Raw genomic sequence first — 13,204 nt, 5'->3', positions numbered from 1 at the left:
GGATACGTAATGAGTATAATAGAAACTAGAGATTTAAATTTATTTTATGGAGCAAATCATGCTTTAAAGAATATAAATATGGATATAGATAAAAATAAGGTAACAGCATTAATTGGCCCATCAGGCTGTGGAAAATCTACTTTTTTAAGAACATTAAATAGAATGAATGACTTAATAGATATAGTTAGAATCGAAGGTACTGTTCTTTTTGAAGGTAAAGACATTTATAAAGAGTATGATGAAATTGATCTTAGAAAGAGGGTTGGAATGGTTTTTCAAAGGCCAAATCCATTTCCTATGTCAATTTATGATAACATAGCTTATGGTCCTAGAATTCATGGTATAAAGGATAAAGCCACTTTAGATGAAATTGTGGAAAAAAGTTTAAAAGGCGCAGCTCTTTTTGATGAAGTTAAAGACAGACTTAAGAAAAGTGCTTTAGGTCTTTCAGGAGGACAACAACAAAGGTTATGCATAGCTAGAACATTAGCAGTTGAACCAGAAGTGTTGTTAATGGATGAGCCGACATCAGCATTAGATCCTATTTCTACTAATAAAATAGAAGAACTAATGGATGAACTTAAGAAGCAATATACAGTTATAATAGTTACTCATAATATGCAACAAGCAGGAAGAATTGCTGATAAAACAGCTTTCTTCTTAAATGGAGAGGTTATTGAATATGGTAAAACAGATGAGGTATTTTATAAGCCTACGGATAAGAGAACAGAGGACTATATTACTGGAAGATTTGGCTAAAAGGGAGGGTGTTTAGAATGAGTAGAATAGTTTTTGATAAAAAATTGGGATATGTTCATGAAGATTTAGTTAAAATGGGCAGTATGGTTGAAAAGCAACTTCACAGTTGCATTGACGCTCTAAAAAACCACGATGTTGAGCTAGCTAATAAAGTTATTGATAATGATGATATCGTTGATGACTTGCAAAGACAAATTGAGGAGAAATCCATAAGACTTATTGCTCAAAATCAACCTTTAGCTACGGACTTAAGAGATATATTTACTGCTATTAAGATAGTTACAGATTTGGAGAGAATGGCAGACCATGCAGTTGATATAGCAAAGATTGTAACTAAAATGGGTAAAGAGCACTATATTAAAGAACTTATTGACATTCCTAAAATGGCTGAGAAAGTTCAAGAAATGATTAAATTATCTATAGATGCTTATATTGCAGGAGATGTTAAAGCAGCTTATGATATCTGTTTAAAAGATGATGAGATAGATGCTTATTATAAAAAGATTTTTGATGAATTGCTTGAACATATGAAGTCAAATGAAAATCTAAATCAAGTTTCACAATTACTATTTGTATGTAAATATCTTGAGAGAGTTGCAGATCATACAACTAATATTTGTGAATGGACTATTTTCTTAGTTACAGGAAAATATGTGGATTTAAATGAGTAGATTTTATTTAATTATTACTTGAAAAATGTAGAGTTATTTTGTTAGGATAGATAAGAAAGACATTTCATATCTATCCTATTTTGTTGACTCTGAGGGTTAATTAGGGTAATATACTATAATGTAGTATATTACATTACACATAGAGGTGAAAAATATGGGCAGCAGAATAAAGGAAGTTTTTCCGGGAAGTTTAGCAGAAGAACTTGGTATTGAAGTTGGAGATATTCTTATTTCTGTTAACGGTACTGAAATAAAAGATATTATTGATTATAGATTTTTATTATCAGATGAATATATAGAGTTAGAAGTAGAGAAGGCCAATGGAGAAATATGGGACATTGAAGCAGATAAAGATTTACAAGAAGATTTAGGCGTAGAATTTGATATGGCAATTATGGATAAAGCAAAAAGATGTTCAAATAACTGTATGTTTTGTTTTATAGATCAATTGCCAAAAGGCATGAGAGAGACTTTATATTTTAAAGATGATGATTCAAGATTATCATTTCTTCAAGGAAATTTTGTTACTTTAACTAATATGAAAGACGAAGATATTGATAGAATAATCAGATATAGAATTAGTCCGATAAATGTATCAGTTCATACTACTAATCCAGAACTTAGAGTAAAAATGCTAAACAATAGGTTTGCAGGAAATGTATTTGAGAGATTAAAGAAGCTTGCAGAAGCAGAAATTACTATTAATGCTCAAATAGTTACAATTCCTAATGTAAATAATGGAGATGAGCTTATAAGAACGATTAATGATTTGTATAGCTTATATCCAAGTGTACAAAATGTAGCAGCAGTTCCTATAGGAATAACAAAATTTAGAGAAGGTCTAGCTAAAGTAGATATCTATAATAAAGAATTAGCAAAAGCTGAGATTGAAAATGTTGCAAAGTTACAAAGAAAATTTATAGATGAAACCGGAAAGCCATTTGTAAGACTTTCTGACGAGTTTTATTTGACTGCTGAAGCAGAAATTCCGTCCGCAGAATTTTATGATGGATACTATCAAATTGAAGATGGTGTCGGGATGGTTAGGCTACTAAGAGATACAATAAAACAAGATTTACCTAGATTAAATAAAACTAAAAAAGGTAGTTTTTCCATGGTAACTGGTGAACTGGCTTTTGAAGAAATAAATCATGTTGCTAAATTAATAATGCAAGAGAATAGTAATGTAATAATGGATACATATAAAATAATAAATAATTATTTTGGCAATACTATTACAGTAGCAGGATTACTAACTGCTACAGATATTATAGATCAGGTTAAACATAAGATAAAAACTGATTATTTAATCATGTCTAGTAATATGTTTAGAAAAGGTTATGAATTAGCAGATGATAATGAGCAAATCATGCTTGATGATTATACAGTTAAGGATTTAGAGAAAGCATTAGATACTAAAATCTTAATTTGTGATTATTCTGGTGAAGATTTGATTGATATAATAAATGAAAATTGTAAGGAGGAATAAATAATGGCAAAGCCAATAGTTGCTTTTGTTGGAAGACCTAATGTTGGTAAATCAACGTTATTCAATAGATTAGCAGGAAAAAGAATTTCAATAGTACAAGATACTCCAGGAGTTACACGTGATAGAGTGTATGCTCAAGCAGATTGGTTAAAATATGAATTTACTATGATAGATACTGGTGGTATTGAACCTAAAAGTGATGATGTAATACTTAAACAAATGAAAAGACAGGCTCAAATTGCAATTGAAACTGCCGATGTAATAGTTTTTATAGTTGATGGTAAAGAAGGATTAACTGCAGCAGATTCAGAAGTTGCTCAAATGCTAAGAAGGAGCAAAAAGCCTATTGTTTTAGTTGTAAATAAGGTTGACTCTAAAAAAGATGAAGAGAACTTATATGAGTTCTATAATTTGGGAATTGGTGAACCGATGACCATATCAGCATCACAAGGACTTGGTTTAGGGGATATGCTTGATGAAGTGGTTAAACACTTTGATGGTTTATATGATGGTGAAGAAGAGGACGAATATATTAGAATTGCTATGATAGGTAAACCTAATGTAGGTAAATCATCATTAATAAACAAACTATTAGGTGAAGAAAGAGTTATAGTAAGTAATATTCCTGGTACAACTAGAGATGCAGTAGATAGTTATCTTGAGACTGATCTGGGAAAGTTTATTCTAGTTGATACAGCAGGACTTAGAAGAAAGAGCAAAGTTAAAGAGGAAATAGAGCGATATAGCGTTATAAGAACCTATGCAGCTGTTGAAAGAGCTGATGTGTGTATTTTGATGGTAGATGCAGAAGAAGGCGTTACAGACCAAGATGAAAAGATTATAGGGTATGCTCATGAAATGAACAAAGCTATAATGGTAATAGTTAATAAGTGGGATCTTATAGAAAAAGATGATAAAACTATGGTTAACTACCAAAAAGATATGCAAGCTAAATTATCTTTCTTATCTTATGCACCATACTTATTTATTTCAGCTTTAACAGGGCAAAGAGTTCATAAGGTTTTAGAAGTTGCCAAAATGTGTTATGATAATTATAATAAGAGAGTTTCTACAGGAATACTTAACGATGTAATTAATAGAGCTGTTTTGATGAAAGAACCTCCTATAGTGGGACTTAAAAGAATGAAAATTTATTATGCAACTCAAGTGGCTACTAAACCACCAAAGTTTATTTTCTTCGTTAATGATGCAACTGCAATTCATTTCTCTTATGCAAGATATTTAGAAAATCAATTAAGGGAGAGTTTTGATTTTAAGGGAACTGGTCTTGAAATCGAATATAGAGAAAGGAAGGAATAATTATGAATAAGGTGACTTTTATAGGTGGAGGGAGCTTTGGTACTGCTTTAGCAATTCTATTAGCTAATAAGGGATATGAGCCTAATATATGGGATAGAGAAGAGGCAGTAGTTGATGAGATAAACAACAAAAGAACTAACAGCAAATACATTAAGGATGTAATAATTCCTAGTGGTGTAACTGCATCTAACAATATAGAGGATGCAATAAAGGATGCTGATTTTGTAGTTCTTACTGTTCCATCTCATATAATAAGAACTGTTTGTAAGAACTTTAAAGAGTTTATACCAAAGAAGGCTATAATAGTTAATGTTGCTAAAGGTATTGAGGAAGGAACCAATTTAAGGTTATCTGAAATTATAAAAGAAGAACTTCCTAATAATCCAGTAGTAGTTATGTCAGGACCTACTCATGCTGAAGAAGTTGCAGTTGGGTTACCAACTACAATAGTGGTTTCATCTGAACAAATGGATAAGGCGGAATTGGTTCAAGAGCTATTTATGTGTGATTGCTTTAGAGTTTATACTAATGATGATTTAATTGGTGTAGAGATTGGTGGAGCAGTTAAAAATATTATAGCTTTAGTGGCTGGTGTTTCAGATGGTATTGGTTATGGAGATAACAGTAAGGCTGCATTAATGGCAAGAGGATTAATGGAGATTACTAGAATAGGTACTGCTTTAGGTGCTAAACCAGAAACCTTTATAGGGCTTACAGGTATGGGAGATTTAATTGTTACCTGTACCAGTATGCATTCTAGAAATAGAAAAGCAGGGATTCTTATTGGTCAAGGTTATTCAATGGATGAGGCTGTAGAGCATGTAGGTATGGTTGTAGAGGGTATAAAAGCCTGCAAAGCCTTCCATGAATTAAAAGATAAAATGCAAGTATCTATGCCTATTACAGATAACTTATATGATATCTTATTTAATGGAAAAGATCCTAAGGTAGCTGGCAGTGATTTAATGGAAAGAGATAAAAAACACGAAAATCATTAAAGTTTTTTTAGATATCCTATACTAAATTAATAAAATTAGAATATATTTAAGGTAGAAATCAAAATAGATTTCTACCTTTTTTAGTGCAGCTAAATTTTCAAGTATAAAATAAAAATATGTATATTTTATATAAAGGGTCAATATATATATACTGTTAAAAATTAATTAGGAGGCTATACTGTGGAAAGTTTTAACATTTATAAAGACATAGCAGAGCGAACACAAGGTGATATTTATGTAGGCGTTGTAGGTCCGGTAAGAACAGGAAAATCCACATTCATCAAAAGATTCATGGATTTAATGGTAATACCTAAGATTGATAATACCTATAAAAAAGAAAGAGCAAAGGATGAATTGCCACAGAGTGGATCAGGAAAAAGTATTCATACAACAGAGCCTAAATTTGTACCTAATGAGGCAGTTGAAATTAACTTGGAAGAGGGCATTAAATTTAACATAAGACTTGTTGATTGTGTTGGATACATTGTAAAGAGTGCTTTAGGTTACTTAGAAGGGGAAGATACCAAGATGGTAAATACCCCATGGTTTGATTATGCTATACCTTTTGAAGATGCGGCAGAGATAGGTACAAGAAAGGTTATCACAGATCATTCTACAATTGGTTTTGTAGTTACAACTGATGGAAGTATTACAGGGATTTCAAGAGAAGATTATAAAGAACCAGAGGAGAGAGTAGTTAACGAACTTAAGGCTATTAATAAACCTTTTATAATTATTCTAAACTCTTCAAAACCTAATGCACCAGAAACTAAGGCTTTGAAAGCAGAAATGGAAGAAAAGTACGAGGTGCCTGTTCAAATACTGGATGTCTTTAATATGGGTGAAGAAGACATTAACAAGTTATTTGATAAAGTATTAAAAGAGTTCCCAGTAAAAGAAATAAATATAGATTTGCCTCAATGGATTGAAAAATTAGATTCTTCTCATTGGCTAAAGGCAGACTTCATAAACATAATTAAAGATATGTGCAAAAACATATTTAAGGTAAGAGATATAAAGAAATGCTTAAGTGGATATGAGGGAGAAGATTTTCTAGGAAAAACTGAAATTGCAGAAATGGATTTAGGCAGTGGTAATGCTACAGTAAATATGAATCCTAAAGTTGATATATTCTACAAGATATTGAGTGAATTATGTGGAGATAACATAGAGGATGAAAGTGATCTATTGGCATTAATAAAAGATTTACATTATGCTAAAGTAGAATATGATAAGGTTTCTAATGCAATTAAAGAGGTTAAGGAAACTGGATATGGATTGGTTGCACCACAATTATCTGAAATGAAATTTGAGGAACCTGAAATTGTAAGGCAAGGTGCAAAGTTTGGTGTTAAATTGAAAGCAAGCGCTCCTAGTTTACATTTAATTAAGGCAGATATAAAAACTGAGATATCTCCTATTATGGGCACAGAAAAGGAAAGTGAAGAACTTGTAAAATCTCTATTAGAGCAATTCGAAAGTGATCCATCTAAATTATGGCAAAGTAATATGTTTGGAAAGTCTTTAGAAATGCTTGTAAAGGAAGGATTACAAAACAAGCTATATAAAATGCCTGAAAATGTACAAGTTAAAATGCAAAAGACATTACAAAAAATCATTAACGAAGGAGAAGGCGATTTTATTTGCTTAATATTATGATAAATTAAACAAATAATCGAAGTTAATCTAAGAAATAAAAATAAGCGCCTATAGACATAAGTCTATAGGCGTTTATGCTAATTTTAATAAATAGAATTTACTTATTTTCAGGCAACACTTTTTTGTATAAAGAATCAATCTTTTTTACAATTCTTTGCCAATATACTTTTATTACTGCCATAATTGGAACTGCAAGAATCATTCCTATTGGCCCATAGAAGCCGCCACCTATGGTAACTGCTAAAATTACAAAGTAAGGGCTTAACCCTATGTGATTACCAATAAGTTTTGGATCTAAGAACCATGAATCAAATTGTTGAAGCAAGAATAGAAATAAGAATACAAAAATAGCTAATGTAAAGTTGAAGAATACATTAATTATAAATCCAGTGGCCATTCCGATAAAAGGCCCTACATAAGGTATCATATTTGTTATCCCAGCTATAATAGCAATAATTAATGAGTATTTTGAACCCATTAGTGTTAATCCTATAAATGCAAGTATACCGATTATTAATGAATCTATAGCTTTGATAAAAATATATGCTCCAATAAATTTATCTATTGTTTTAAGAAATTCTATGGCTCTAGTACCCCATTTTTTTCTAAAAATAAGCATTATGGATTTTTTACCTAAAGTCTTGAACTTTTCTTTATCATAAAGAACATAAATAGATATAAGAAATCCTAAAACAATTTTTATAAAATAGCTTGTAATACTTATTGTACTAGAAAGAGCAACGTTCAAGGTACCGATAGCTATATCTTTTACTTTAGTAACTATAGTTTGGGCGTCCAAATTCATAAAATTATTGCTATTGATCAAATCAGATAAATTTTTGTTTTCTGCAAGAAGTCCATTGAACCATTGCTGACAATCAGTTGCAAAAATAGGCAACTTACTTGAAATATCTATTAGGTTATTATATATTTTAGGAATTAGGTATGTGGATATTAAAACTAAAGTAATTATAATTAGCAGATAAGTAATTAGTATACTTAATTGCCTTTTAAGTTTGAATTTTCTTTCAATAAAGCTCATTATAGGGTTTAATGCATAAGCAAATATAAAAGCAATTATAAAAGGTGATAATATATTATATAAACTATCAATAGCTCTGAATAGGATTGCAGAGTTATTAATTAGTTTAATTAGAATATAAGATATAACTATACAAGCTATTAACTCTATGCTCTTAGAGTGTTTTTTCAAAAACTCACTCAAAAAATCCCCTCCCTTATTTTCATGCTGCGAATTAAATCAATCAATTAGACAGTATTTTACCATGATTAGTACAAAAATTGAACATATTATTAAGCGAGTTAATAATATGTTCAGATTTCATAAGTAATAAATCCCTAATTAAAGTATTGCCTTTTTTTGTATTTAATTTCAAAAAGCATAAAATATAAATAAATATTTTAATTAGAAAATATAAAATTATCTGTAAATTTAGTTCTAATTATAGTATAATATATAAGTATGACGTATAATATGTCATACTTGAAAGGAGCGAAGATTAAAATGAAGATAACTAAAAAAGATGGAATCCTTAGCGAATTTGATATTGAAAGAGTTGGTAGATCATTAGAAAATAGTGCTAAGAATGTAGGGTTTGAGCTTTCAGAATCAAACTTAAAAATAGTTTTAAAGCAGGTAGAAAAAAAGGTACAAGCACTTAATGGTATTGCTAGAGTAACATCTACATATGAGGTTAGAGGAGTAGTTTTCCAAGTATTGAAGAGTAATGGATTTACTGAGTTATGTAGAGCATATATGGGAGTATAAAATAATTGGCTCATAATATATTTACTAGATAAAATAATCACCTAAAATATAAGAATTCAATTCCTATGTTTTAGGTGATTTTTGACTTATATTAACTTTAGGTTTTTCATAGAGATATCAAAGGAAGTATAAGAATGAGTTAGTGCTCCTGAAGAAATAAAGTCTACTCCAAGCTTAGAAAGTTCTTGTAATCTTTCTAGGGTAACATTACCTGAAACTTCAACTAAGGCTTTTTTATTAATAAGTTTTAAGGCCTCTTCTATAGTTGAATTATCCATATTATCAAGCATTATAATTTCTACATTACATTCAAGTGCTTCCTTTACCATATCTAAGTTTTCACATTCCACTTCAATTTTTCTAACGAAGGATGCATTTCTTCTTACTAGATTAACTGCATTTGTTATTCCACCAGCATAATCTATATGATTATCTTTAAGCATTATACTATCAGAAAGAGAGTATCTGTGGTTCATGCCACCACCCAATCTAACTGCATATTTTTCAAATGGTCTCATATTTGGTGTGGTCTTTCTAGTATCTAAAAGAGTGGTTTTACTTCCTTCTAATACTCTTACACATTTATTTGTCAAAGTAGCAATGCCGCTCATTCTTTGAAGGTAATTTAGTGCAACTCTTTCTCCCATTAAAACTATAGAAGTCTTTCCGGTAATCTTTGCCAAAAGAGTACCTTTACTAATATGAGCACCTTCTTCAACAAAGTAATCTATTTTTATAGAACCTAAATGATAAAATGTTCTCTCGAAAACTGTTAAACCTGCAATTACACCATCTTCTTTAGCAATCAAATCAACGGTACAATTAGAGTCTTCTTTTATTAGGTTTTCAGTAGTTACATCACCAAAAGGCATGTCTTCTTTTAAAGCATTTTTAATGTAATCATCAATCAGAAATAAATTCAACATCTAAGTCAGAGCTCCTTTTTTTAAATTCTTCTAAACTAATTTCTTTGTTTTCTTTCATAATGGCGTTTAATGTATACAAATCTAGTTCTTTATAATGAGGAATTAGTTTTGCAGTATTTAATTTTTCATTTATATCTAAAGCCTCTCTTCTTGAGAAAACTAAAGCTTCTAAAAGAGAATTTGAAGCTAATCTGTTTTTGCCATGTACTCCAGTGCAGGAACATTCTCCTACAGCATAGAGGTTTTTTAAAGAAGTTCTTGAATCTAAATCCACAGTTATTCCCCCCATGAAATAATGATGGCAAGGGGTAACTGGAATAGGCTCTTTTGTTATATCATAACCTTTTTCAAGGCAAGAAGAGTATACAAGAGGAAATCTCTTTTTTAAATAGTCTTCTTGAAGAAAGTGAATATCTAAGTATACATAGGGAGAGTTAGTCTTTTTCATTTCTTTAAAAATTGCTTTTGCAACCACATCTCTTGGTAATAACTCATCTATAAAAGATTCACCACGTATATTATATAGTTTTGCACCTTCACCTCTTAAAGATTCTGAAATCAATACCTTTTTGCCAACACCTTCTTCATAAAGAGAAGTAGGGTGAATTTGTATATAATCTAAATTTTTAAATTCTATATCATGTTTTAGAGCTATTGAAATATAATCTGCCGTAAGAAGAGGGTTGTTTGTAGAAGACTTGAATAGTCCACCTATACCTCCCATAGCAAGAACTGTAAACTTTGAGTTTATTGTTAAAGGAGTATCATTGTAGTTGAAATACCCACCAATAGCAGTACGATTTTCTACGATTAAATCACATAAAGTACAATTCTCTAAAATTTCTACATTTGGTTTTGCTTTAACTAAGTTGAATAGGTGTGTAGAAACTATTTCCCCAGTTTTATCTTTGCAATGAACTATTCTATTGACTGAATGCGCACCTTCACGTGTATATTCAAAGGTATTGTCAGATGTTTTGTCGAAAGGTACTCCAAGGGAATCAAGGTTTAAAATATTATCTTTTGATTCCTCTGCAAGAACAGTTACTGAATTAATATCATTAACCCTTTGCCCTGCTATTAAAGTATCTTCGATAAAAGAAGCAATATCCATAGCATTAAGTGCTGTGGATATTCCCCCTTGAGCTAAATAGGAATTGCAGTCTTTGACTGTTCCTTTTGATACAATTATTATTTTTGTATTTTCACTTAAGTTTAAGCAACTATAAAGAGCAGATACACCTGTTCCAACTATTAAAACATCACATTGCTTATTCATTGTTATCCCTTCTTTATTTTTATTACTTTGATAGAAGATGCATCTGTTGTAAAGAATTTAAAGCTTTTAAACGCATATCTTCATGTATTTTAATTTCATAAGTATCATTTTTTAGTGAGTTGTATACATCTTCTAGGGTAGTTTTTTTCATGTTTAAGCAAGTCATGGTGACCTTTGGAACATAAAAGTTCTTGCTAGGACATCTTTTTTTCATTTCATGAATAACACCTGATTCAGTAACTACTATGTAATCTGTAGAAGAATCTTTTTCAGCATAATCAATTATTTCACCAGTGCTACCTATAAAATCAGCCATGTCTCGTATGTTTTTTTCGCATTCTGGATGAACTAACACTTTAGCACTAGGTTTTGCTTTTAAAGACTCTTCAATTTGTTCTTTTCTAACTTTTGCATGAGTTATGCAGAAACCTTCCCAAAGTATAAATTTTTTATCTGGAACTTGTTCGGCTATATAGCTTCCTAAGTTTTTATCAGGTAAGAATATAATCTCTTCTTCTTTTATATTATTTATAATTTTCATGGCAGAAGAGGATGTAACACATACATCGCTATGAGCTTTAACATCTATATTTGAGTTTATATAAGCAACAACTTTTGCATTTGGATGTTGTTTTTTTAATTCTATTAACTTTTCTTCAGTGGCCATATCTGCCATTGGACAGCCTGCATCTAGGTTTGGGAAAAGTATTTTTTTATCAGGTGAAAGTATTTTAGCACTCTCAGCCATAAATTTTACACCGCAAAATACTATGGTTTTTTGTGTACTATCCATGGCTATTTTGCTTAAATAGTAAGAATCTCCTACATAATCAGCAATGTCTTGAATTTCATCTCTTTGATAATAATGAGCTAAAATTAAGGCATCTTTTTCCTCTTTTAGTCTTTTTATTTCTTGTATTAAATTCATATATATACCTCGCGTTAATTTTAGTTTACAAATGTATATACAGTATAGCACCCTAGTTTAATAAAATCAATAATAGGGTTAATAACTGTATTTATCAATAATATTGCCTTTTTTCAATAAAAATACTCGGAGAAACTGTCATAAATTTGGTTGATAATACTTATGTAGAAAATAAATAAATAATAGTAGAAGTTTTTTATATTTTACATATTATGAAGTATACAAAAGATATAGAGGTGATAAACATGTCAAGAAGATGTTGTAATTGTGGCTGTGGAGGATTTAACTGCAACAATGGCTGGGGCTGCAATAGAGGATGTGGATTTAATAGGGGATGCGGCAATTTTGGATGTAACAATGGTTGTGGCTTCAATAACCCATTACTTCTTTTATTATTTTTAAGTGGCGGATTCTTTTTTTAGAATTTTCTCCATATTTAAAGTATGAATAATACTATATAAAGGATTTTGGGCATTTTTTGCCCATAATCCTTTTGTTTATGAAAAGAGTTCAATCAGGAAACTAATTAAAAACAAATTAATTACTTGAACAATTGTTACCCATGCTTTAAAATAGCAGTAGTGAAAAGATGGAGTGATAATTTATGGAAAGATTACAAAAGTATATGGCACGATGTGGCGTTGCCTCAAGAAGAAAATGTGAAGAGTATATATCACAGGGATTAGTAGCAGTAAATAATGATGTAATTACAGAGTTAGGATTTAAAGTTGACGTAGATAAAGATAGAGTTTCTTTTAATGGAAGTATTATTTCTCCTTGTGAAAATAAAGTTTACATAGCACTAAATAAACCTGAAGGATATATTACTTCAGTTAAGGATGAGTTTGATAGGAAGACAGTTATAGATCTTGTAGATGTAAAAGAAAGGATATTTCCAATTGGTAGATTAGACTATGATACTTCAGGGTTACTTCTATTAACTAATGATGGAGAGGTATATAATAAAGTTATTCATCCAAGGGTATCAATAAATAAAGTATATGAAGCTTTAGTTAAAGGTAATTTTACAGAGGAAGAAATTAAGAAATTTGAAGTAGGTGTAGATATAGGTGGATACATAACTGCCCCTGCTGAGTTAAAAGTGATAAAGAAAGAAAAAAATAAATCCTTGGTACATATAACGATTCATGAAGGTAAGAATAGGCAAGTTAGAAAGATGTGTGCAGCATTTAGTCATGAAGTAATAACACTAAAAAGACTTTCAGTAGGGGATATTAAACTTAAGGATTTACCTAAGGGAAGCTGGAGAAACTTAGATGATAAAGAAATTGAATATTTATTTAAGTTAGGCAAATAATATTGCGAAATTATTAACATAATCATGCAATCATTGTTGAAAATTACTTAATATAATGGTAACATAAA

13 protein-coding genes are annotated in these 13,204 nt (G+C 30.2%); 9 read left to right on the top strand and 4 right to left on the bottom strand.

Translation table 11 applies throughout. The annotated features are described in order from the left end of the window. Positions 1-9 precede the first annotated feature (9 nt). The 6 genes from pstB (at position 10) to spoIVA (ending at position 6,896) form a co-directional block, all read left to right on the top strand. Positions 10-759 (top strand): phosphate ABC transporter ATP-binding protein PstB, encoded by a 750-nt coding sequence (pstB, locus tag OCU47_RS09375; RefSeq protein ID WP_261828335.1) that lies wholly within the window; start codon positions 10-12, stop codon positions 757-759. Positions 760-776: 17 nt separating this feature from the next. Further along, entirely contained in the window at positions 777-1,430 is a 654-nt protein-coding gene (phoU, locus tag OCU47_RS09370) for a phosphate signaling complex protein PhoU (RefSeq protein WP_261828334.1), read from the top strand. A 139-nt stretch (positions 1,431-1,569) separates the two neighbouring features. Beyond that, entirely contained in the window at positions 1,570-2,919 is a 1,350-nt protein-coding gene (locus OCU47_RS09365; RefSeq protein WP_376778056.1) for a DUF512 domain-containing protein, read from the top strand. Positions 2,920-2,922: 3 nt separating this feature from the next. After that, entirely contained in the window at positions 2,923-4,239 is a 1,317-nt protein-coding gene (gene der, locus OCU47_RS09360; protein ID WP_261828332.1) for a ribosome biogenesis GTPase Der, read from the top strand. 2 nt (positions 4,240-4,241) lie between these two features. After that, positions 4,242-5,237, top strand: a complete 996-nt coding sequence (locus tag OCU47_RS09355) for an NAD(P)H-dependent glycerol-3-phosphate dehydrogenase (RefSeq protein ID WP_261828331.1) — start codon at positions 4,242-4,244, stop codon at positions 5,235-5,237. A 180-nt stretch (positions 5,238-5,417) separates the two neighbouring features. Next, complete coding sequence (spoIVA, locus tag OCU47_RS09350; protein ID WP_261828330.1) at positions 5,418-6,896, top strand: stage IV sporulation protein A; 1,479 nt, start codon at positions 5,418-5,420, stop codon at positions 6,894-6,896. Positions 6,897-6,993: 97 nt separating this feature from the next. On the opposite strand, the gene OCU47_RS09345 is transcribed toward spoIVA, so the two are convergent. Further along, positions 6,994-8,121, bottom strand: coding sequence for an AI-2E family transporter (locus OCU47_RS09345; RefSeq protein WP_261828329.1), 1,128 nt, complete (start codon positions 8,119-8,121; stop codon positions 6,994-6,996). Between the two features lie 300 nt (positions 8,122-8,421). Between OCU47_RS09345 and OCU47_RS09340 the strand changes: the two genes are divergently transcribed. Continuing rightward, on the top strand, positions 8,422-8,685 hold the full coding sequence (locus OCU47_RS09340; protein WP_261828328.1) for an ATP cone domain-containing protein: 264 nt from the start codon (positions 8,422-8,424) through the stop codon (positions 8,683-8,685). Positions 8,686-8,771: 86 nt separating this feature from the next. Here the strand turns inward: OCU47_RS09340 and nadC are convergent, their stop codons facing one another. From nadC to nadA, 3 genes are read right to left on the bottom strand one after another with little or no spacing between them, the layout of a single operon-like run. After that, positions 8,772-9,608 (bottom strand): carboxylating nicotinate-nucleotide diphosphorylase, encoded by an 837-nt coding sequence (gene nadC / locus OCU47_RS09335; protein WP_261830610.1) that lies wholly within the window; start codon positions 9,606-9,608, stop codon positions 8,772-8,774. Beyond that, the gene (locus OCU47_RS09330) at positions 9,589-10,890 is read right to left on the bottom strand and encodes an L-aspartate oxidase (RefSeq protein WP_261828327.1); all 1,302 of its coding nucleotides are present in this window, start codon (positions 10,888-10,890) and stop codon (positions 9,589-9,591) included. The genes nadC and OCU47_RS09330 overlap by 20 nt, the downstream gene beginning before the upstream one ends. 22 nt (positions 10,891-10,912) lie before the next feature. Then, positions 10,913-11,818 (bottom strand): quinolinate synthase NadA, encoded by a 906-nt coding sequence (nadA, locus tag OCU47_RS09325; protein WP_261828326.1) that lies wholly within the window; start codon positions 11,816-11,818, stop codon positions 10,913-10,915. 245 nt (positions 11,819-12,063) lie between these two features. Between nadA and OCU47_RS09320 the strand changes: the two genes are divergently transcribed. Beyond that, on the top strand, positions 12,064-12,240 hold the full coding sequence (locus OCU47_RS09320) for a hypothetical protein (protein ID WP_261828325.1): 177 nt from the start codon (positions 12,064-12,066) through the stop codon (positions 12,238-12,240). Between the two features lie 182 nt (positions 12,241-12,422). Next, positions 12,423-13,136: a pseudouridine synthase gene (locus OCU47_RS09315; protein WP_261828324.1), complete on the top strand. Its 714-nt coding sequence runs from the start codon at positions 12,423-12,425 to the stop codon at positions 13,134-13,136. Positions 13,137-13,204: the final 68 nt, after the last annotated feature.

It is taken from the genome of Clostridium sp. TW13 (genome assembly GCF_024345225.1).
In the GTDB taxonomy this organism is placed as follows: Bacteria; Bacillota; Clostridia; order Clostridiales; family Clostridiaceae; genus Inconstantimicrobium; species Inconstantimicrobium mannanitabidum.
Note: the sequence above shows the minus strand (reverse complement) of the source record. Positions and strands in the feature narration are given on the sequence as shown.